Origin of the sequence: Pseudarthrobacter cellobiosi, assembly GCF_023913755.1 — a bacterium.
GTDB classification, from domain to species: Bacteria; Actinomycetota; Actinomycetes; order Actinomycetales; family Micrococcaceae; genus Arthrobacter; species Arthrobacter cellobiosi.
This window is the reverse complement of sequence record NZ_JAMXBJ010000049.1, coordinates 89,247-108,968: the sequence shown is the minus strand read 5'-3', so window position 1 is coordinate 108,968 and position 19,722 is coordinate 89,247. Positions and strand designations below refer to the sequence as shown.

The following is a 19,722-nucleotide window of genomic DNA, read 5'->3' as shown; positions in this document are numbered from 1 at the left end:
ATTCGAGCTCAAAACTTCAGGTCAATGATCTTGCGCATCCAGAGACCGCCGATGGTCATGAGCACACAGGAGGCCGCGATCATGCCCCAGCCGAGTGGGTCGGTGAACATTTTGTTCATGTAACTGGGGTTGACCAGCATGAGCATGGAGACGATGCCGATAGGCATCGCCATCAGGATGTAGGCTGAGAATTTGCCTTCTGCTGCCAATGCCCTGATGTGCCCTTTGATTTCACTGCGTTCCCGAATGGTTTCGCCCACCTGATCGAGAACCTCCGCCAGATTTCCACCCACCTCGCGGTTGATCTGGATGGCTTGGGCAATCCAGACAAAGTCCTCATTCTTCATTCGTTCCGAAGTGTCATTCAGAGAATCAAGAAGGTCGCGGCCCAGGCTGGTCTCAGTGATTACGCGCCGCATCTCCTCCGAGGTAGGACTTTGTGACTCTTGCGCTGCTGCATCGACAGCCCGCAGTATGCTGTGCCCGGCGCGCAGTCCACCGGACAGCAGTTGGAGTGTGTCGCCAAGTTGTTCATCGAACTTTGCTCGTCTCTTGCCGGCAAGGTGACCCAGGACGAATTTCCCGATGAATGGCGCCGGAATGATGAACAGGATGGCTACCAGGGGCCCGCCTATGATGAAGCCAGCGAGGGCGCTAACAAAGCCTCCTGCCATCACCAAGACGAAAAAATCTGCCTGGGTTAACCGCAGCCCGGCATCCTCGATCGACTCTATGTTGTACAGCCGAATTTTCCTGCCCGCGAGGTAGCGCTCAAGCGCGCCTACGGCTGATCCGGTAAATCGTGAGAGTTGGGAGCCAGGGTCAGCCTCGAACGGCCGACGCCGGTCCAAGGGTACCACCGGGCTGCGGGGCATCAACAGGGCAACGCCGAGCAGGAGAGCGGCAGAAGCGAAGAAGGTGGCTCCGACTATAAGCATCACTTCTTAGGCCTTTCCGGACGGCGCCGGGGGTGCAGCAAACACCCCAGCCGAGACATGGATGCCCATGTCCTCAAAGCGGTCGATGAACCGTGGACGGATGCCTGTAGGGATCGGCTTTCCAAGGAATCGGCCGTGGGCGTCGACACCCGCAGAGTAGTCAAATACGAAGGCATCCTGGAGAGTGACAACGTCGCCTTCCATGCCTTGCACTTCAGTTACGTGAGTGATGCGGCGGGTACCGTCACGGAGGCGGGAGATCTGGACAATCAGGTGGACGGCGGATGCGATCTGTTCCCGGATAGCCCGCAGGGGCAAGTCCATCCCTGCCATCAGGACAAGCGTTTCGAGCCGAGCGACGGCGTCCCTCGGGGAGTTGGAGTGGACTGTCGAAAGTGATCCGTCGTGTCCTGTGTTCATGGCTTGCAGCATGTCCAGCGATTCGCCACCACGGACCTCACCGACGACGATCCGGTCCGGGCGCATACGAAGGGAGTTCCGGAGAAGCTCCCGGATGGTGATCTCGCCTTTACCTTCCGTGTTGGGCGGCCTGCTTTCCAACCGCACCACATGGTCTTGTTGTATCTGGAGTTCCACGGCATCCTCGATGGTGACGATCCGCTCGTTCTCTGGCAGGAATGACGAGAGAACATTCAGCAAGGTGGTCTTGCCCGTACCGGTGCCGCCCGAGACAATAATGTTTAGCTTAGCTTTGACGCAGGCGTTCAGGAGCTCCGCCATTTCGGGGGTCAACGTACCGAAATCGATGAGGTTCCTCACCGTCAGCGGAACTTTGCTGAACTTACGGATTGTCAGCGAAGAACCGCCAACAGCCAACGGAGGGATGACCGCGTTGACACGGGATCCGTCCTCAAGCCGCGCATCTACCAAAGGGGAAGACTCGTCGATACGCCGGCCCACCTTGGACACAATGCGTTCGATTACCTTCCGGAGGTGTGCTTCCGAGCTGAATCTGGAGTCCGTCAGCGTTAGCTTGCCCTTTCGTTCCACGTAGATCTGGTCCATCCGGTTGACCATGATCTCTGTTACTGCAGGGTCGTCAAGAAGACGCTGAAGAGGGCCGTAGCCGAGCACGTCGTCGGCGACGTCGCGCACGAGCCGCCCGCGTTCATCGGCGGTCAGCGGGACTTGTTCAGCATCCACGATGCGGGTCAATTCCTCACGGGCAGTGGTGCGAAGCTCCAGCTCCGTTATCGCAGAATCGTTGAACCGTGCACCCAGCCGTTCAAATAGGGCCGTAGCGGCACGCTGCTTCAGCGCCGCGAACACGTCCACAGGCTGCTGCGTCTTCGGCTTGACCACCTCCGTTCCAGCGGCTGAGGCCTTTTCATGGCCAGCACCGGCTTCGCGCGCTGGGGCAGGAGTGGGGGCTGTTGTGCTCCCGCCGGGCCGCAGGGATGCCGGCGCGGCAGCCGGCTTGGGAGACGGCGCCGGGGCGTCTTTGCTTTGCACGGCGCTGATGCGCTCAGAAAGTTTCATCTAGATGACCACCCGTCGGTGAAGTTTGCGTTGTGCCTTCTCCCGCCATGAGGGGGTGAAGCGGTCGACGAGCTGCTTCAGCCCCTTCACCGCCGGGTCCCTCCGTGATTCCTGAAGCAGGGGAATGCCGCGGTTAGTAGAAACGGCCACTGCCCGTGAACGGGGAATGCTTACATCCACCGGTGCGCCGATAGTTGATTCGACATCCTGGACCGTGAGTCCCAACTTGTTGTCGGCCATATTAAGAACTACATGACGGCTCTCAGGAAGTAGGTCCAGTTGGCGCAGGACATCCAAACCGGACCGGAGGCCGCGCACGCTGGGCACGTCCATACCGCTGACCCAGACCACGTCCGTGCATCGCTCGAGTGCTGCCAGGCCGATTTCGGGCAAGCCAGGGGCGGTGTCCACGACCACAAACTGGAATTCATCCGCCAACTGCTCGAGCAGTCGACTGACATTCTCTGGTGTGATGTGATCGGCCTCCACAGGATTCGTAGGAGCACAAAGTGCATAAATGCTCGCTGGATGAACTGTGAGGAAGGCCTTAAGCACTAAGGAGTCCTGACTGGCAGACACAGACACAGCGTCTGTGACCGTGTGCTCTGGTTTCAGATAGAGGCCCGATGCCACATCGCCGAACTGCAGGTCGAGATCTACTATCACCACGCTCATTGGCGCTATTTTTCCCAGGCCTACGGCGAGGTTGGTCGCGATGGTGGTCTTGCCTACTCCGCCCTTGGGCGAAAAAACGCCGATAACCAGGCCTTTGCCCGATTCACCCTGTTTAGGTTCATGATTGCGGTGGCGGCTGGCGAAGGAACGGCAGGCGCGTTCCAGCAGCACTCGGATCTGGGCCGCGTCCGCCGTCGGACTGAGAATGTCCCGGATACCGGAGCGCATTGCCTGAAGCACGAAAGCCGGGTCCGGATCGCTGACCAGGATGACGCTTAGCTCCGGAAACTGGACATCAATCACCGTCGCCAGCCGGAGTGCGTCCTCAATGGGTACTTCCGGCCCCAAAATCAGGACCTCCGGATGCTCCTGGTCCATCTGCGCAAACAATTCATGGGGATCGGCAGGCAACACGCTGGAAAAGAACGTTTGGACGCTTCCGGGCATCCCGTCCGCAGCCGCACGTAGGCGGTGGTCGAAATCGGTGTTGGGGGTGATAAGGACAAACCGGCTCATCGGTACACCTCATTTCGCTGCATGATCGCTCCGCCGCTGTCCTTCGCATCAGCGGGTTCTTTGCTCAGCCAGAGCTTGGCATACTCCGCAGCAAAGACAATTTTGGATGCATCAATGTCACTGACTGCAACAGTCAACAGCAACGAGCCCTGAGGCAGTTCCGTGTCTTTGGGGTCAGGGCTGTTCGGGTAGGCGCTGGCGGAAGGAGAGGGTGCGGCGCCGGCAGCTCCTTGCGGGGCACGCTGTACTGCCGTGACCAAAACCTTATGAATCGCAAGCTCCGTGGTTTCCTTGTCCGATTTGGCTTCAATGCCGCCGTTATCCAGGGAAATGAAGATTCCAACGAGGTCGCCGGGAGCAATCCGCCCGCCCACAACGCGCTGGGGCTCCAACTGGAAGGAAATCTCTTGGAGGCCCTTAGGTATCTGTACCGAGCCCTGACTTTTGAGGTCCTCCGGAGCAATGAGGCGTTCGGCAAGCAGTTGCTCGCCCGGGTGCATTTCGACGGCGGTAACCTTACCTGCCGATTCGTCCAAGGAGCCGAGGGCGCTCTGGGCCACTGCCGCCCCCGGCAGCTTCTGCACGGCCACGGCGGCGGCCAGCGAATCCACGGGTGTTCCGGCAGGAACGGCCTGCTGTACCACCAGCACATCCACCGGTTCCAGGCCTTCGACCGCCCGTTCATCAGCCCCCTGCGCATAGACCAAAATAACTATGGCGCCGATGAGGGCCAGGACTGCTGCGGCGGTTCCTGCCAACAAACGTGACTTCACGGACTGCTCCTGTGCTGGTTAAAACTAGCTCTTGAGTTGGACGACTGTTGCGCCATAGGGGCCTACTGCCCCTAACACGTAGCCGTCGGCCAAGGAAACGTATTTGATGAACTGGCCGATGATCCCGCGGCAGTCGCCGGTGCAGGCCAAGATCCCGGCCTCTGTGGATGTGTTCCGGAAGTTGAGCGGAAGGCTCGTTCCTCCACTGAACTTCCAGCCTTTCACTTTGAAGGCGGCAAAAGACTCAACATCATAAGACGCGCCGGACCCCGTGCCTGTCACGGAAACAAAGACCGGGAGCAGTACTATCACGTCGCGTCCGGCGGTAAGCTCGGCCGCCCAACCATTGAGGATTGCATCACAGTTGGACGGTCCGTCGTTGCCCGTGTTACTGCCGCCTTCGTTGAGGTCGACGTCGATGTACCCACCGCAGGAACTAGGATCCTGAACGATCCAGCCGAAGCCGCCGGCCACGAGCGCCCCAGAGGGGCCGGCGGGACGGCAATCGTCAGATGTAGTATCGGAATGGCTTTTCAGAAGCTGGGCGGCGCCGTCGACCATGCCCTGAACCTGGCACACCGAAATCGCCAGCGGAAACGGTGTTGTCCCCTTGCTTGGACTGCCCCATTCAACGGTGGTCTTTGCATTCACTTCCGTCATGGTGGTGCCAAGGACGCCGCCGAGGAAAAGCGATACCTGGTTGGCGGGTTTACCCGGCTCCTGGGCGCCGCCTATAGCTGTGACCTTACGGTTGGGTTTGTCCACCGTCAGCGATTTCATGTTGCTGAGCCCGTCGCCGGCATTCTTGTTCAGCAGGTCCGCGGCAAGGGCGGAGGTGTCCGTGCACTGCGGATCAGTTTCACTGCTCGCACACTTCTGGGCAACGCCGAGCGCCGCCGCATCGGCACCGTTCTGGAGCTGAGCACGCTCCGAATACAGCATGCCGGCATCCATGGCGATAGCAGCGAAGCCCAGTAGCGCAACCATCATGATCGCAACAATTATGCTGATGCCGCCGCGTTCGTCCTTGCCAGCCGCCCTTAACCTCCACATACCATCACTCCTTTACCGCTCATGGGAAACGGCCCTGCGATTCCGGTGATCGTACTCAGCGTGTAGCTGATGGTTACGGTCATTTGGGATCCTGCCGGACAGGGCGAGGACGCAGACACCGGAGCAGCGCTGAACGTGATGTTGGAATCCGCCAGCGGCGGATTCAGTGACACCGCGGCGGCCTTCGCCGCTGTACGTGCGCTGCTCTCATTTTTGGAAATTGCCATGACCCGCACGCCTTCTCGTGCCGCGTTGGAAAGGGACAACTGAGTGTTGTAGGCGCGGCCAAATTCAACGATGCCGAGGAGGATCATGATCAGGACCGGAGCCAGGATGGCGAATTCGACGGCGACAGCGCCCCGTTCGGAATTTCGGCGCATTCCCCGGCCCTTTCCTTTGAGTAGGTGAGTGACAAAAGCCTGGGTGGCGGCGGCCCGAAGACCGCCACCACCCAGGCGCAGTTCCAAATCAGGACCAGGATCAGACGGAGCAGGTACCGGCCGCCGCGGTTGTAGAAGCCGTGTAGGTGCCGCCCTTGACGTTGCAGGCAGTCTTGTCGAAGGTGGTCTTCAGGTTGCCGCCGAGGAGGGTGACGGCGACGATGATGACGACCGCGATAAGTGACACCATGATGCCGTATTCAACGGCGGTTGCGCCCTTTTCATCACGGCGAAGGCGGGCGGAGAGGTTGGAGAAGAGAGAAAGCATTTTGAACTCCTGAGCGAGTGGGGGAAGCTGGTCCAGCACCAGCTCTGTAAGAAACGTACCAACCCCGTTTGAGGATTGGTACGTATCTTCGGACTTCCTGTGCCAAGCCTTCACAAAGTGCGCTTTTGGTGTGGGTTTCCTGCGCTTTTGCCGCCGGGGTCGTTGGGCATTGACTAGTCGAAGTGCCGCTGGCTGACAGTGAAACGGGGCGTGGGGCTGGACCGCGCCGGCGGCGGTGGTCCCGTAACGACAGTGGCTCATCCGTGCCGGTGTGGCGCAAGTTGGAGGCTTTAGTTACGCAGAGATTCGAGGACCGCATCCACGGCCCAGTGAACCCGCCAGCCGCGCCACGCAGCGACCAGCCAAGCGTCCGCTAATGCCTGGCTGCACAGATACAACCAATGACGCGCTGTCTTGACCACACTGAATGGCCTGTTCCAACTTGAGCGGACTCCACTTAATCACAGGCAGGAACCGACGCCCTTCCAGGGTTGGTCCCGATCCGGGGCGTGCGTGGGCTGCAATGCAACCAGAATGGGTGGTGGCAACCTACGTTGCCACCACCCATTGAGTGTGACTTGAGTAGACCGGGGTCTATGCGCAGCTGGCGAGCGTAGCGGCAGTGGTACCGCTGGCGGGTGTGGCCGCTGTGTAGGTCTTTCCGCTGACACTGCAGGCGGTTTTATCGAACGTGACCTTGAGATTCCCGCCGAGGAGTGTCACGGCGACGATGATGACAACTGCGATGAGGGAAACCATGATGCCGTACTCCACGGCGGTGGCGCCCCGCTGGTCGCGGCGAAAGCGTGTGGCAAGGTCGTTGAAGCTGGAAAGCACTGTGAACTCCTGGTGAGTGGGGGGAAGCTGGCCCAGCACCAGCCCTCAAGAAAGATAACAGCCCTAAGTCCCCGCCAATCCGGGCTTTGCGACATCCTGTGGTAAGTCTTGGCAAGATGTGTGAATCCTGCGGAAGGGCTGCGCTTCACGCAACGGACCCCCTCGGTTCTGGGTGCCGAGGGGGTCCGGTATTTAGGGCGCCGGTTGGCGCGGGGCGAGCGACGTCTATACAAAGTGCCTGGTGCGCAGTGCAGAGGTCAGGGGATGCCCAGCAGCAGTTTCAGGTGGACAGCCAACTCGTCGTACCAGCCAAGCAACTCGAGCCCGAAGAGGGTCACCGCTGCCATAGTGATCATCACGATGAACGCCATGAGAATTCCATACTCAGTGGCGGTGGCTCCGTGTTCCTCATCGGCAAGCCTTTTGAACCAGATCATGTCGCCCCCTGCGAAAACATCTCCATGATGCTCAGTACTGTTGGCCCGAGAACCACTACGAAAAGTGTGGGCAAGATGAAGAAGATCAGCGGGAAGAGCATCTTGACGGGCATCTTCATGGCGTGTTCTTCAGCCCGTTGCTTCCGCTTAACACGCATGTCCCGGGCCTGGGCCTTGAGAACACCAGCGATGGCAATGCCATAGGCATCAGCTTGGACAACAGCCCGGATGAAACTGCGAACATCAGGAACGTCGATCCGCTCGGACATCGCCAGGTAGGCATCCTTCCGGGACCGGCCCACTTGAATATCCTGCAGCGTGCGTATGAGCTCGTCGGCCAGAGGCCCTGTTCCATTGGTTCCGGCCCGTCCCATGGCCATTTCAAAGCCCAAGCCGGCCTGTACGGAGATCAGCATCTGGTCCAGGGCATTCGGCAACTCTGTCCGGATGGCTTCCCGACGTTTCTGTGCACTACTTCTGATAAGGAGATCGGGTATGAAGTAGCTCAGAGCCGTGACGGCTATCAGGATCAGGAAGTTGGCGGCCTTGGGAGAACTCATGAAGAACAGGAATCCGAGGCCAGCACCCACGAGTGCAAGCATGGGTTTGATCATGATAATCCGTCCCAGCGGCCATTCCTTTGGGCGTCCGGCCCCTGCCAGCTGTTTGTCCAGCCAACCGGCATAGCCCTTAGGCGTGAGGCGCTGACTCACGTACGTCAGTCTCTCCTTGAAGTCCCCGCCTCGGGGGTCCGAGCTGGTCTTCCGGCCGAGGTTGGCTTGTATGTTGCGGAGACCAGCCCTGTCGCCGGTGAAGACGAGGAAGGTCAGGACGCTAACCGGGGCCACGATGGCCAGAATTCCGGCGTATGCGATCACTTGCATCGAGAATCACCTGCTTTCTAGAACTTGGGCTTGACGAGCTGCCTAAGCCACAAGCCGCCTACAGTGAGGAGGACAATGGCGACGGCAATCAAGACGAAGCCGGAGACAGTGGTTAGGAAAACGCGGGAGTACAGATCGTTGAACAGTGTCAAGCCGATGAACATAACTACAGGCAAGGCCATCAGTACGATCGCTGACATCCGTCCCTCCGCGCTCAGGGCACGGATCTGTCCACGCACCTGATTTCGGTCCCGCACGGTGTCGCCGAGGTGGTCCAGAACCTCGGCCAAGTCACCGCCTACCTCCCTGTGAATCTCGATTGCCTGGGCAATCGCCATAAAGTCTTCGCTCTCGGTTCGCCGGGCCACTTCAGCCAAGGACTCGCCCAAGTCTCGGCCAATCCTGGTCTCATTTACGATGCGGCTCAGTTCTTCGGCCATTGGAGGTTGACTTTCCTGAGCGGCCGCATCGACTGCCCGCAGTAGGCTATGGCCGGCACGCAAACCGCCGGCCAGCATCTGGAGGGTGTCCGGAACTTGTTCATCAAACTGCCGCCTTCGTCGAGCGGCGAGCATATTCAGTACCAGATGAAAGATGAGCGGTGATACCAAAGAGAGCAAAATTGCTGGGACCAATCCGCCGAGGAAGAACCCGAAAACTGCGGCTAGAAGAGTAGCGACGCCGGCCATTAGGAGATAGTCGCCCGGGTCCTTCTTGAGTCCGCACTCGTCGAGGCGGTCTCGACTGAGGAAGCGGTTACCGCGCTCCCTCACGCTCTTGTTCAGGGCACCGACCGCATGTTCTGTCAACCGGGTCAGCCCAGAGGCGTGGACCATGGCATCCGGGCGGCGCCGTGAGAGTGGTATGCCGGAACTAGTCTTGAATGCAACCCATCCGATCAAAAATAGCGCAAGATAGACTAGGAACAGCCCAATCACAAGGATCGAGGGGGAGTCTTTCTCAAGCACGGCTACCGCCCCCTCGATCTGGGAGAACCGGCCATTTGGGCGCCGAACACCGATGGCGAGATTTGAATGCCCAATTCGGCAAAGCGATCGGTAAAGCGCGGCCGCACTCCAGTCGGCACGGGTTTGCCTAAGAAGCGGCCATTAGCGTCCACTCCGGCGGAGTAATCGAAGACAAAGGCGTCTTGAAGAGTGACGACGTCGCCTTCCATGCCCTGGACCTCGGTTATGTGGGTGACGCGGCGGGTCCCATCGCGGAGCCTGGAGATGTGCACTATCAGGTTGACGGCGGATGCCACCTGCTCGCGGACCGCCCGCAGCGGAATGTCCATGCCCGCCATCAACACGAGGGTTTCCAGCCTTGCGATTGCGTCCCGCGGCGTATTCGCGTGGACCGTAGAGATTGATCCATCGTGGCCGGTGTTCATAGCCTGCAGCATGTCAAGGCACTCGCCGCCACGAACTTCGCCAACCACAATTCGGTCCGGCCTCATGCGGAGCGAGTTCCGCACCAAGTCGCGAATGGAAACTTCACCCTTACCCTCAATATTGTGAGGACGGCTCTCCAGACGAACCACATGGTCCTGCTGGAGTTGAAGCTCCACGGCATCCTCAATCGTGACGATCCTGTCATCGGCAGGAATGAACGAGGACAGAACGTTGAGTAGCGTTGTTTTGCCGGTGCCGGTACCGCCAGACACTATGATGTTCATTCTGGCCAGCACACACGCCTGGAGGAGTTCAGCCATCTCGGGGGAGAGGCTGCCGAGAGCGATGAGGTTATGGACAGTCAGCGGGTCCCTGCCGAATTTCCGGATGGTGAGGGCTGGTCCGTTGACGGCAAGCGGAGGGATAATTGCGTTGACTCGGGAACCGTCCGCGAGCCTAGCATCCACGAGCGGCGACGATTCATCGATGCGCCTTCCCACTTTGGAAACTATCCGCTCTATGACGCGTCGTAGGGCTTCGTCAGAACTGAACTTGGTGTCGGTCAGAAAGAGCCGGCCTTCGCGTTCCACGTAGACCTGATCAAAGCGGTTGACCATCACTTCTGTGATCGAGGGATCATCAAGGAAACGCTGAATGGGGCCGTGGCCCAGGACGTCATCAATGATCTCTCTAATAAGCCGTTGCCGCTCAGGGCCGGAGAGCGGAACCTGTTCTTCGTCGACGACGATTTTAAGTTCATCCCGCACGTACTGGTGGAGTTCGGCCTCTTCTAGGGAAGAATCAGTGATGCGGGAACCAAGCCGCTCATAGAGTGCCTGGCTTGCTCGTTCCTTCAACGCGTTGAGTGCCTCACTAGCCACCGCCGCAGTCTGCGGCATGTCCAAGGTCACTACTGCACTTGCGGCCGCTTCAGCTGTCTTGGCTTCCTGGATCCTACCCAAAGTGGTTGGCGCCGGCGGTGTTTGATACGCGCCCTCGTACGGATTGTGCTGCTTGAGCTCCGGATCTGGCTTGACCTCGCCTCGAAGCTGCTGGAACCGATCGGTGAGGCTCACTGTACTACCGCCCTTCTGTGCAGCTGCTTATGGGTTCTTTCTTCCCAATCGGGTTTGAAGCGGTCCACGAGTTTTCGCAGCCCCTTGGCAGCCGGGTCGCGGCTGCCGTCCTGAAGGACGGGAATCCCCTTGTTGGTTGAGTACGGTAGCGACTTGGACCTGGGAAGAACGACATCAACCGGTGCATTGATGGTTGCCTCGACATCCTGGAGTGTTAGCCCTCCCCTGCGGTCTGCCATATTCAGGACAACATGGCGCTGGGCCGGCATGAGGTTCAATTCGTTCAGGATTTGGAATCCGGTGCGGAGACCTCGGATGCTGGGAATATCCATCCCGCAGATCCATACCGCATCGGTAGCGTGTTCCAGAGTTGCTAGGACGTGTTCCCCCAGCCCGGGCGCCGTGTCCACGATGATGTAATGGAACTCCTCACGGAGCTGCGTGAGCAGCCGTGAGACATGTTCGCCGGTGATCTTGTCCATCTCCACGGGATTGCGCGGGGCACACAGGGCGTAGATGCCTGCGGGATGGACTGTGAGATACGTCTTCAGAACCATGGAATCCTGACTTGCCGCTCCCACGACGGCATCAGTAATCGTGTGTTCGGGCTCAAGCATCAGCCCGCTAGCGACATCACCGAATTGGAGGTCAAGGTCGACAATGACAACTTTCATTGGTGACGCGTGACCTAGGCCGATAGCGAGGTTGGTCGCCACGGTTGTCTTGCCGACACCACCTTTCGGTGACATTACAGCGATTACGCGGCCACGTTCGCCATGATCCGCGTGCTCGGAGGTGCCGGGGGCGAGGCCACGACGACGGCTGGCAGCGGCAAGACTGGCCCGTTCAAGCATTATCCGGATGGCGTCTGGATCGGCTGAGGGGTCCAACAAGTCCCGGACCCCGGACCGCATGGCCTTGATAACCACTTCGGATGATTCCGAGACCACCAGTACTACGCTGATCTCGGGATACTGTAGGTCCATCAACGAGGCTAGCTTCAGGCTGTCCTCGACAGGTAGACCAGGGCCGAGAATGAGCACCTCTGGGGGTTCGCCCACGAGCTGCCGGAGGAAGTCCTGCGGGCCTTCCGGGAGGTAATCGGCCTGGAAGGTCTGGAGGGAACCGTGCATCCCCGACGTGGCCATGCGGGCACGGTGCTCGAAATCACTATTTGGCGTGATGAGTACGAAGCGGCTCATCGGAATAGCCGTGACTTGTCTACGACGCCACTGGTGTTCTCCACCGCATTCTCAGGTTCCTTCGAGAGATAGACGTTGCCGAACTCTGTGGCAAAGACGATCCGTTCGGCGTCTGCGGAGTTGCGGGCCAAAGTGATGAGGTAGGTGCCGTCGCTGGCAGTGTCCTTCTTGGCAGACAATGATCCCTCGGCTGGGTTCTCCTCAACAGGGTTGGTCTGCGACTTGGCAGCGCTGCCGTTGCTGTATTGGGCAGCCGTGACCAGGACCTTGTGGAAGGTCAACTGCGTCCCGGCCGATGTAGATAAGGTTTCGCCGGTCGCAGCATTGGCTGTTGCGTTCTCCACGGAGACAAATACTCCAACGGTGTCGCCGGCTTTGATAGTTCCGCCCACAACGCGCTCAATGGGCAGTTTCAGCGTGATCTCCTGCAAGCCCTCGGGAACCTGGACCCTCGCTGAACCTAGGAAGGCGTTGGGTTCCACCATCCGCGTTGAGAGCAATTGTTCTCCTGCCATCAGAGAGACGGCAGTGACCTTGTCGCCTAGGTCGTTAAGATCGGTCACGCTGTCCGAGGCCAAGGCCAGCTTCGGAACATCCTTCTTGACAACGTAGTCTGCCAATTTGTCCACGCTGGTACCGGCCGCGATGGCCTTCTCAACGATGTAGATCGTTTCTGTTTCGGTATTCGCAAAGGCTCGTTTATCTGCAGTTTGGACGTACGAGATGAGTAACACGGTTCCAATAATCGCCACAAGTAGTGCAGCGATGCCTCCCAGTAGGCGAGTTTTCACTGTATATTCCCCTTAGAAATTGACTAATATCAACTGAATGTGCGGAGTGCTCCTAATCGATGAGCCGAATTTCAACTGTTCCCATGTCGTCTCCGACACCCCCACCTCCCCCGTAGGTTTCGATGGACTCGTACCTAATGAATTGCCCGATAATTCCGAGGCAAGATCCTGTGCACGCGTCAGCTGGGTCAGTAACGTAGGGGGCCTTATTGTGGAAGGAACGCGGTGCATTCGAGCCTCCGCCGAATTTCCAGCCCTGGATGTCAAAGGTGGCGTAGCCGCGAATGTGGAACCAACCGCCGGTGCCTGAACCACCTGCCTCGTCATAGACAGGAAAGGTAGCCAGCGCCTGACCTCCACTGTTGATCTCCGCAATCCAGGAATTGAGAATCGCATCGCACTCTGCGGCATAGTCGGCTCCGGTGTCGGAGGAGACAATGGCATCAGCATCGGTGGTAGCCACGCACGGATTGGATTGATCCAGCCAGCCGAACCCGCCAGGAATAACGTGACCCGAGGTTGACGTGCAGTCGTCCATTCCTGGCTTATAGCGGACGAGCTGGACCTCCCCTTCTAGCTCGCCCTCCGATAGGTCGTATTGGCATTCGGACAAGGCCAGCGGAAAAGCGCTCCCTGACGACGGCGGTTCGGCGGTTGCGACGGCGTAGGCGCCCACCGTTGCAGGCGTTGTATTGAGTGCGCTGGAGAACATCTGAGTGAGGAAACCAGCGCCGGTGGCTCCGTTCCTGGTGGATGTTCTAACGGTGACTTGGTTCGGAACCGACAGATCGACTTCCAGTACGTTGGATCCGGCGTCATTGGCGTTGGCGTCTGCTAACGTTGCGGCAATCGAGTCGGCCTCTGCCTGGCTGCAGCCCGTCTTGTAGCAGGCTTGGACCACTGCGATCGCTCCCGCATCCGCACCGTTCTGGAGTTGAGCTCGCTCTGAATAGATTTGCCCAACATCCACAGCCATGGCGCCTGCTCCGATGAGCACCAGCATCGTGACTGCTACCGTAACGCCGGCCGCCCCACGTTGATTGTCAGTCTTGGGTTGCGTCAGCCGCCACATCGCATGGCTCCTACTCCTGTGAGCGTGACCGTCGTGCCAAAGAGGCCGGTCATCGTCCCTGTCGTATAAGAAATAGTCACGCCTGCGTTCTCCCCTGCAGCACACGTTGCCGGGTCGAAATCGTATACGAACGCGGCTGTGTTGAGGCCGGGAGCACCATCGGCCGCGGCAATCTGCGCTTCAGCCTGGCTGTTAGTGATGGCCATGGTCCTAGCCGCTTCACGCGCAGCCTGTGTAACGGAAATCTGCAGGTTGTACGCGTGTGAGAATTCGACGATGCCGGCAACCAGAGCCAAAAGTATGGGCGCAACGAGGGCAAACTCGACGGCGACGGCGCCGCGGGCACGCTCGCTGGCATTTGAATTGCTGCGTTTCACTGGATCTCCCCATGGGACGGTTGCAGCTCGAAGAAACGAAGTAATGAGGGTTGAATGACGAAGAGGTGAGCCGCGCCCGCGTTCGGCGGACGCGGCACACCCCGTGTTGTAAAGACCCGCCGGCCTTTGCGCCCGGCTGCGGACAGCTGTGTGCTGGCTACGGAGCGACCCAGGTGCCCACTTCGGTGCCCAGAGCGGTGAACCAGGCACTGAGAGCGTTGCCGAAGACCGTGACGCCGACGATGATGATGAAAGCAATAAACGCAATCAGCAGCGAATACTCAGTTGCTGTTGCGCCCTTTTCGGAAGAGAGGCGATCCTTCACGCCGGCAACAAAAGCCATCATGGAGACCATAAGAGAAGTCATTGTATTTTCCTTAATTCGATGAAAGTGATTTTTGTGATGTTTCAACGAATTTCCAGCTGCCCCCATAATTCTTAGCGGCTGGACTTCGCTAAGAAGAGATTGTCACTGGCGGTTCTAGGCAACAATGCGTAGTGGTACTCGAATTTTTCAGGGGCCTTTTCAGCGGGTACTCGGAACCTATGTGCGAGTACTCAGCTAGGTGGACGCATCCATGCGCGGCTACTTGGATTACTGCTGCGCGGGCAGCTTAGGATTGCGGTTTTGTCCGATCCCAGGACTAGAAAAACAAAAGCCCGCTACCGATGGCGGCGCCGATCATCGACGGCCCATGAGCCACCTCTGACGTGCGTTCTTTGCGGTTTCGTGCCACCACAAGCACGGTAACAAGGCCGTTCAGAATGAACCCCAGCAGTCCTCCATATAGGAGTTGGCTCCAACCTAGGTACCCCAAGTAGAGGCCAACTGGAGCAGCGAGCTTGACGTCGCCCATTCCCAAGCCCGCAGGCGAAATTAACGCCAAAATCAGGTAGATGACAAAGAGAATTGCAGCGCCGGCCATTCCGCGAACGAGGTCAGCCCAGAGATGCCCACCCAACGTTGCCGCAAGAAGGCACCCAAGACCGCCTACTAAGAGGGAAAGAACCAAAGGGTTCGGCAGCAAATGGAGCGAGACGTCAATTCTCGCCAGCTGCACACCAAGAACAGCGAGGAGGAGGAATGCCGGCAATCCTGGGGCGACGCCGAACCGGAATGCGAAGGCAGCGAAGAGGGTGGCGGTGATCGCCGCCGTCGTGATCCTTGCGCGCATGCCAGGCATCGGGCCAACGCGGGGGAGAAGTCTGGCAATGAGCAGCTCGGCCAACGGTGAGAGAATGAGTCCCAAGAGGCCAATGGCGGCCACTAACAGCGGTCCTGCTGAGCCAGCGTCGCCCCAAGAAGTCACTGCATCCCCTGCTTACGTCGGGCCGGCGGATTGATGGATGAGTGTCCGGCTACCCCATTTTGACCCTGAGGCCCGGTTCAAGCTAACATTGGTAGTCGTTGTGCGTGTCCTTTCTCGATGATGCGTGCCCGCTTGAGAATCCGGTTGCAGGATAACTACTCAACGAGCACATTCGGGACTTCAGGATGACTGGTTACATGGAGCCCTCACCTCTGTTCCGGTAGCGCATAGATAGTAGGTGCACACGCTTGAGTGACACCTAAACAAGAACGCCAGAACAAGAACGAGGCAAAAACCGTGCGTACGTACACCCCGAAGCCCGGCGATATCAACCGCCAGTGGCACGTCATTGACGCCACAGACGTTGTCCTTGGTCGTCTCGCGAGCCAGACCGCAATCCTGCTGCGCGGCAAGCACAAGGCCACCTTTGCGTCCCACATGGACATGGGCGATTTCGTCATCATCATCAACGCTGAGAAGGTAGCCCTGACCGGCGCCAAGCTGGAGCAGAAGCGCGCATACCGCCACTCTGGTTACCCGGGCGGCCTGACTTCCGTCAACTACGCGGAACTCCTGGAATCCAACCCGGTCCGCGCCGTTGAGAAGGCCATCAAGGGCATGCTCCCTAAGAACTCCCTCGCTGCACAGCAGCTGGGCAAGCTGAAGGTGTACCGCGGTGCAGAGCACCCGCACGCCGCCCAGCAGCCCAAGACGTTCGAAATTTCCCAGGTCGCCCAGTAGTCCTGGCCACCAAACAACTTATCTATACAAGGAGAATCGTGGCTCAGAACGAAGAGACCACCGAGGCCGTTGTGGCTGAGGAAAACCCGACCAGCTACACCTCGGAGAGCGGTCCTGCGGAAGCAGAAGCGCCGAAGAAGGAACGCCCGGCACTGACCGTTGCCGGCGCCGCAGTTGGCCGTCGCAAGGAAGCTGTTGCCCGCGTACGCATCGTGCCCGGTACAGGCAAGTGGACCATCAACGGCCGCGCGCTGGACAACTACTTCCCGAACAAGCTGCACCAGCAGGACGTCAACGAGCCCTTCAAGATCCTTGATCTTGATGGCGCCTACGACGTTATTGCCCGCATCCACGGTGGCGGCATCTCCGGCCAGGCCGGTGCCCTGCGCCTCGGCATCGCCCGTTCACTGAACGAGATCGACACCGAGAACAACCGAGCCACCCTGAAGAAGGCCGGTTACCTGCGCCGTGACGCACGCGTCATCGAGCGTAAGAAGGCCGGTCTCAAGAAGGCCCGTAAGGCTCAGCAGTACTCCAAGCGCTAAATCCGCTTACACAGGAGCCCGTCCCACCGTTGGTGGGGCGGGCTTCTGCCTTTAATACGTCGCTCCGCTCAGCAAAGCTGGCGGCCCGCTGACCAGCCGGTTCAAGCTCCCTTCGCCCCATCCTCTAGACTTGTCCACGATGTCTAGATTATTTGGAACAGATGGTGTCCGGGGCCTTGCTAACGGCCTGTTGACTGCCGAGCTGGCGATGAACCTGGCCCAGGCGGCCGCCGTCGTGCTTGGTCATGACCGCAATACCAACGGCACGCGGCCCCGCGCCGTGGTGGCGCGCGACCCCCGTGCCAGCGGGGAATTCATCGCCGCCGCCGTCGAGGCAGGGCTGTCCAGTTCCGGTATTGATGTTTATGACGCCGGTGTTCTCCCGACGCCGGCCGCGGCCTACCTCGTGGCAGACCTAGACGCTGACTTCGGCGTCATGATCTCGGCCTCTCACAATCCGGCACCGGACAACGGCATTAAGTTCTTCGCCCGCGGCGGCCAGAAGCTCCCCGACGATGTCGAGAACGCCATCGAAGAACAGATGAGCAAGGAACCCGTGCGGCCGGTCGGCAGCGACGTGGGCAGGATCCAGCGCTTCTCGGACGCCGAGGACCGCTACATTGTGCACCTCCTGCGCACCCTCCCGCACCGACTGGACGGGCTGAAGGTAGTGCTGGACTGCGCCCACGGCGCCGCCAGCGGCTGCTCACCCCAGGTCTTCAAGGACGCCGGCGCTGACGTCATCGTGATCGGCGCCGAGCCGGACGGCCACAACATCAACGACGGCGTCGGGTCCACACACCTGGGCCCGCTCAAGGCCGCGGTCCTGAAGCACGGAGCCGACCTCGGCATCGCCCACGACGGCGACGCCGACCGCTGCCTCGCCGTGGACCACGAAGGCACCGAAGTGGACGGCGACCAGATCATGGCAATCCTGGCCGTCGCCCTCAAAGCCTCAGGCAAACTCATCGACGACGTCCTGGTGGCCACTGTCATGAGCAACCTCGGCCTCAAGATCGCACTGCGCGAGGCAGGCATCACCATCCGCGAAACGGGCGTCGGGGACCGCTATGTCCTTGAGGAGATGCGCGACGGCGGATACAACCTCGGCGGCGAGCAGTCCGGCCACGTGATCTTCGCTGACTACGCCACTACAGGCGACGGCGTCCTCACCGGGCTCCAACTGGCTGCGCAGGTCGCCCTGACAGGCCGGCCGCTCAAGGAACTGGCCACCGTGATGACCAAGCTTCCTCAGACATTGATCAACGTCAGGGGCGTGGACCGCACCCGCGTGGGCAGCTCTGAGGCACTGACGGCGGCCGTGGCCCTAGCCGAGGCGGAGCTTGGCGACACCGGACGGGTCCTGCTGCGGCCCTCCGGCACCGAACCCGTTGTCCGGGTCATGGTGGAGGCCGGCGACGAAGCCACGGCCCAGTCCGTCGCCGAGCGCCTTGCCCAGGTGGTCAGGACCCAACTTGCCCTCGAGCTCGTGGCGGACTGACCCGGAAAGCACCAAAAAAGAATGGCCGGCCTCCGCAGGGAGACTGGCCATTCTCCTTGGTCAGCGGTCGCTGACCTTCAGCGCATCCCGGATTTCGGTAAGCAGGGCGATCTGCGGGTCTTCCGCAGCCTCTTCCTTGACGTCCTTGTTGATTCCCAGCTTGCGGTTACGGAGCTCGATCATGTGGTTCATGGGAAGTACCACCACGAAGTAGATGGAGGCGGCCACCAGCACGAAAGAAATGATGGAGGAGATGACGGACCCATACATGAATCCCTCCCACTGCATCTCTTCAACGCCCTTGGCACTGAACAGACGTCCGATCAGGGGCGTCAGCAGGCCCTGGACGATAGAGGTCACGACGGAGCTGAATGCGGCACCCATCACAACGGCTACGGCAAGGTCAACGACATTGCCCCTCATAATGAAATTCTTGAATCCTGTCAGCATGATTACCAAGCTAGCGCATCGCCGTTAACAGGGGATGACGCCCCTGCAACACATCAGCACGGTGTTCAGGGGTAACCGGGAGCGGCTTCCACCCCGAAGTACTCCTCCACGGTGCTGATGCCCCGGTTCGCCATGTCGGCGGCGGTCTCCACTCCGATGTACCGCAGGTGCCACGGCTCGTAGTAGTAGCCGGTGATCGGGTGGAACATCCATGGATACCGCACCACAAATCCGAAGCGGTGGCCGTTCGCCTTCGCCCATACGGCCGCCGGCTGATCCGCGAAGCATGGCTGGAAGCCGCACGCCCCGCCGCCGTCGCCGATGTCGAACGACCAGCCGGTCTGGTGTTCCGAGTAACCGGGCCGGGCGCTGGCTGTATCGGCATCGGCCAGGCCGCGGGCCGCCACGTAACCGTTGTACGTTGCCACCTGCGTGCCATAAGAGCGGTATCCGCTCGCCAGCGTCATGCTCACGCCGTCCAGAGCGGCCGCGGCGAACATCGCTTCCGCGGCAGCCGCCGTCGTGCTGTTCAGCAGGGCTGCCTCGCCGGAAACAGCCAGCGGGACGTTGGGCTGGACCAGATCCGCCGGAAGGTAGTCCGCTGGCGCCAGTGGACGGTGTTTGTTGACCACCAGCCACGGGCTGGCCGGATCGGTCAGCGAGAACTGACGGGGCAGTGCTCCCGACGGCGATGCGGGAACCTGCGCGGGCGGCTCAGCGGCCGCCGTCGTGCTTTCCACTGAGGGGACCGCTACAGGGGAGGGGGACGCGGAGGTCGCCGATGGGGCAAGGGAGGACGACGACAGCGCCACCCCGGCCGGTGCCTCCGGCGTGCACGCTGCCAGGACAGTCAGTCCGGCCCCGGCGGCGAGGAAGCGGGCGAAGGACCGGCGGCTGGCCCCAGAGTGGACGCCGCCTGCCACGCAGCTGTGGCACACGTGT

The 19,722-nt window shown here is 60.1% G+C and carries 23 protein-coding genes; 3 read left to right on the top strand and 20 right to left on the bottom strand.

Features of this window, described 5'->3' with window-relative positions:
* Positions 1-8: 8 nt before the first annotated feature.
* The 18 genes from NG696_RS16385 to NG696_RS16300 all read right to left on the bottom strand — a co-directional run bounded on the left by NG696_RS16385 (position 9) and on the right by NG696_RS16300 (position 15,501).
* On the bottom strand, positions 9-941 hold the full coding sequence (locus NG696_RS16385) for a type II secretion system F family protein (protein ID WP_374211248.1): 933 nt from the start codon (positions 939-941) through the stop codon (positions 9-11).
* Between the two features lie 3 nt (positions 942-944).
* On the bottom strand, positions 945-2,438 hold the full coding sequence (locus NG696_RS16380; protein ID WP_252576171.1) for a TadA family conjugal transfer-associated ATPase: 1,494 nt from the start codon (positions 2,436-2,438) through the stop codon (positions 945-947).
* The gene (locus NG696_RS16375) at positions 2,439-3,629 is read right to left on the bottom strand and encodes a CpaE/TadZ family protein (protein ID WP_252576170.1); all 1,191 of its coding nucleotides are present in this window, start codon (positions 3,627-3,629) and stop codon (positions 2,439-2,441) included.
* A complete protein-coding gene (cpaB, locus tag NG696_RS16370; RefSeq protein ID WP_252576169.1) occupies positions 3,626-4,402 on the bottom strand; it encodes a Flp pilus assembly protein CpaB in 777 nt (258 codons plus the stop codon). The genes NG696_RS16375 and cpaB (NG696_RS16370) overlap by 4 nt, the downstream gene beginning before the upstream one ends.
* 24 nt (positions 4,403-4,426) lie before the next feature.
* The gene (locus NG696_RS16365; RefSeq protein ID WP_252576168.1) at positions 4,427-5,455 is read right to left on the bottom strand and encodes a pilus assembly protein TadG-related protein; all 1,029 of its coding nucleotides are present in this window, start codon (positions 5,453-5,455) and stop codon (positions 4,427-4,429) included.
* The gene (locus NG696_RS16360) at positions 5,443-5,835 is read right to left on the bottom strand and encodes a TadE/TadG family type IV pilus assembly protein (RefSeq protein WP_252576259.1); all 393 of its coding nucleotides are present in this window, start codon (positions 5,833-5,835) and stop codon (positions 5,443-5,445) included. Before NG696_RS16360 ends, NG696_RS16365 begins: the two co-directional genes overlap by 13 nt.
* Before the next feature lie 100 nt (positions 5,836-5,935).
* A complete protein-coding gene (locus NG696_RS16355; RefSeq protein WP_252576167.1) occupies positions 5,936-6,163 on the bottom strand; it encodes a Flp family type IVb pilin in 228 nt (75 codons plus the stop codon).
* A gap of 594 nt (positions 6,164-6,757) precedes the next feature.
* Complete coding sequence (locus NG696_RS16350; RefSeq protein ID WP_252576166.1) at positions 6,758-7,000, bottom strand: Flp family type IVb pilin; 243 nt, start codon at positions 6,998-7,000, stop codon at positions 6,758-6,760.
* A gap of 257 nt (positions 7,001-7,257) precedes the next feature.
* Positions 7,258-7,437 (bottom strand): Flp family type IVb pilin, encoded by a 180-nt coding sequence (locus NG696_RS16345; RefSeq protein WP_252576165.1) that lies wholly within the window; start codon positions 7,435-7,437, stop codon positions 7,258-7,260.
* A complete protein-coding gene (locus NG696_RS16340; RefSeq protein WP_252567604.1) occupies positions 7,434-8,321 on the bottom strand; it encodes a type II secretion system F family protein in 888 nt (295 codons plus the stop codon). Before NG696_RS16340 ends, NG696_RS16345 begins: the two co-directional genes overlap by 4 nt.
* Positions 8,322-8,338: 17 nt before the next feature.
* On the bottom strand, positions 8,339-9,289 hold the full coding sequence (locus NG696_RS16335; protein WP_252576164.1) for a type II secretion system F family protein: 951 nt from the start codon (positions 9,287-9,289) through the stop codon (positions 8,339-8,341).
* A gap of 2 nt (positions 9,290-9,291) precedes the next feature.
* Positions 9,292-10,791, bottom strand: coding sequence for a TadA family conjugal transfer-associated ATPase (locus NG696_RS16330; RefSeq protein ID WP_374211247.1), 1,500 nt, complete (start codon positions 10,789-10,791; stop codon positions 9,292-9,294).
* A complete protein-coding gene (locus tag NG696_RS16325) occupies positions 10,788-11,993 on the bottom strand; it encodes a CpaE/TadZ family protein (RefSeq protein ID WP_252576163.1) in 1,206 nt (401 codons plus the stop codon). The genes NG696_RS16330 and NG696_RS16325 overlap by 4 nt, the downstream gene beginning before the upstream one ends.
* A complete protein-coding gene (cpaB, locus tag NG696_RS16320; RefSeq protein WP_252576162.1) occupies positions 11,990-12,727 on the bottom strand; it encodes a Flp pilus assembly protein CpaB in 738 nt (245 codons plus the stop codon). The genes NG696_RS16325 and cpaB (NG696_RS16320) overlap by 4 nt, the downstream gene beginning before the upstream one ends.
* A gap of 109 nt (positions 12,728-12,836) precedes the next feature.
* The gene (locus NG696_RS16315) at positions 12,837-13,856 is read right to left on the bottom strand and encodes a pilus assembly protein TadG-related protein (RefSeq protein WP_252576161.1); all 1,020 of its coding nucleotides are present in this window, start codon (positions 13,854-13,856) and stop codon (positions 12,837-12,839) included.
* Positions 13,844-14,233: a TadE/TadG family type IV pilus assembly protein gene (locus NG696_RS16310; protein WP_252567595.1), complete on the bottom strand. Its 390-nt coding sequence runs from the start codon at positions 14,231-14,233 to the stop codon at positions 13,844-13,846. Before NG696_RS16310 ends, NG696_RS16315 begins: the two co-directional genes overlap by 13 nt.
* Before the next feature lie 157 nt (positions 14,234-14,390).
* A complete protein-coding gene (locus NG696_RS16305; RefSeq protein ID WP_252567593.1) occupies positions 14,391-14,600 on the bottom strand; it encodes a Flp family type IVb pilin in 210 nt (69 codons plus the stop codon).
* Positions 14,601-14,877: 277 nt separating this feature from the next.
* Positions 14,878-15,501, bottom strand: a complete 624-nt coding sequence (locus NG696_RS16300; RefSeq protein WP_252576160.1) for a prepilin peptidase — start codon at positions 15,499-15,501, stop codon at positions 14,878-14,880.
* A 339-nt stretch (positions 15,502-15,840) separates the two neighbouring features.
* Between NG696_RS16300 and rplM the strand changes: the two genes are divergently transcribed.
* The 3 genes from rplM to glmM all read left to right on the top strand — a co-directional run bounded on the left by rplM (position 15,841) and on the right by glmM (position 18,330).
* Complete coding sequence (gene rplM / locus NG696_RS16295; RefSeq protein WP_058931751.1) at positions 15,841-16,284, top strand: 50S ribosomal protein L13; 444 nt, start codon at positions 15,841-15,843, stop codon at positions 16,282-16,284.
* Positions 16,285-16,322: 38 nt separating this feature from the next.
* Positions 16,323-16,829, top strand: a complete 507-nt coding sequence (rpsI, locus tag NG696_RS16290) for a 30S ribosomal protein S9 (protein WP_056344277.1) — start codon at positions 16,323-16,325, stop codon at positions 16,827-16,829.
* A 139-nt stretch (positions 16,830-16,968) separates the two neighbouring features.
* Positions 16,969-18,330, top strand: a complete 1,362-nt coding sequence (gene glmM / locus NG696_RS16285) for a phosphoglucosamine mutase (RefSeq protein ID WP_252576159.1) — start codon at positions 16,969-16,971, stop codon at positions 18,328-18,330.
* A gap of 60 nt (positions 18,331-18,390) precedes the next feature.
* Here glmM and mscL read toward each other — a convergent pair whose 3' ends face one another.
* Both mscL and NG696_RS16275 read right to left on the bottom strand, forming a co-directional pair.
* Positions 18,391-18,780 (bottom strand): large conductance mechanosensitive channel protein MscL, encoded by a 390-nt coding sequence (gene mscL / locus NG696_RS16280; protein ID WP_252576158.1) that lies wholly within the window; start codon positions 18,778-18,780, stop codon positions 18,391-18,393.
* A gap of 65 nt (positions 18,781-18,845) precedes the next feature.
* Entirely contained in the window at positions 18,846-19,718 is an 873-nt protein-coding gene (locus NG696_RS16275) for a M15 family metallopeptidase (RefSeq protein ID WP_252576157.1), read from the bottom strand.
* Between the last annotated feature and the right edge of the window lie 4 nt (positions 19,719-19,722).

What these genes read in the sequence shown, in the direction of transcription:
- NG696_RS16380 (WP_252576171.1), bottom strand. Translation starts at nt 2,438, where the DNA reads ATGAAACTTTCTGAGCGCATCAGCGCCGTGCAAAGCAAAGACGCCCCG.
- NG696_RS16375 (WP_252576170.1), bottom strand. Translation starts at nt 3,629, where the DNA reads ATGAGCCGGTTTGTCCTTATCACCCCCAACACCGATTTCGACCACCGC.
- NG696_RS16365 (WP_252576168.1), bottom strand. Translation starts at nt 5,455, where the DNA reads ATGTGGAGGTTAAGGGCGGCTGGCAAGGACGAACGCGGCGGCATCAGC.
- NG696_RS16360 (WP_252576259.1), bottom strand. Translation starts at nt 5,835, where the DNA reads ATGCGCCGAAATTCCGAACGGGGCGCTGTCGCCGTCGAATTCGCCATC.
- NG696_RS16355 (WP_252576167.1), bottom strand. Translation starts at nt 6,163, where the DNA reads ATGCTTTCTCTCTTCTCCAACCTCTCCGCCCGCCTTCGCCGTGATGAA.
- NG696_RS16345 (WP_252576165.1), bottom strand. Translation starts at nt 7,437, where the DNA reads ATGATCTGGTTCAAAAGGCTTGCCGATGAGGAACACGGAGCCACCGCC.
- NG696_RS16340 (WP_252567604.1), bottom strand. Translation starts at nt 8,321, where the DNA reads ATGCAAGTGATCGCATACGCCGGAATTCTGGCCATCGTGGCCCCGGTT.
- NG696_RS16325 (WP_252576163.1), bottom strand. Translation starts at nt 11,993, where the DNA reads ATGAGCCGCTTCGTACTCATCACGCCAAATAGTGATTTCGAGCACCGT.
- NG696_RS16315 (WP_252576161.1), bottom strand. Translation starts at nt 13,856, where the DNA reads ATGTGGCGGCTGACGCAACCCAAGACTGACAATCAACGTGGGGCGGCC.
- NG696_RS16305 (WP_252567593.1), bottom strand. Translation starts at nt 14,600, where the DNA reads ATGACTTCTCTTATGGTCTCCATGATGGCTTTTGTTGCCGGCGTGAAG.
- glmM (WP_252576159.1), top strand. Translation starts at nt 16,969, where the DNA reads ATGTCTAGATTATTTGGAACAGATGGTGTCCGGGGCCTTGCTAACGGC.
- mscL (WP_252576158.1), bottom strand. Translation starts at nt 18,780, where the DNA reads ATGCTGACAGGATTCAAGAATTTCATTATGAGGGGCAATGTCGTTGAC.